The 255-nt window shown below is 56.5% G+C and carries 1 rRNA gene; it reads left to right on the top strand.

Going from position 1 to position 255, the window contains the following annotated elements:
- Nucleotides 1–255: ribosomal RNA gene (locus tag AC6LJY_RS28035) — 16S ribosomal RNA — on the top strand; the annotation flags it as partial.

Here is a 255-nt window from a genome sequence, read left to right as displayed (position 1 = left end):
TAGTAGCGGGGGATAACTACGCGAAAGCGTAGCTAATACCGCATACGCCCTACGGGGGAAAGCAGGGGATCGCAAGACCTTGCACTATTAGAGCGGCCGATATCGGATTAGCTAGTTGGTGGGGTAATGGCTCACCAAGGCGACGATCCGTAGCTGGTTTGAGAGGACGACCAGCCACACTGGGACTGAGACACGGCCCAGACTCCTACGGGAGGCAGCAGTGGGGAATTTTGGACAATGGGGGAAACCCTGATC

Source organism: Achromobacter sp. RT286_PF (assembly GCF_059760425.1).
The sequence above is the reverse complement of the archived record's forward strand: the minus strand, read 5'-3'. Positions and strand labels throughout refer to the sequence as shown.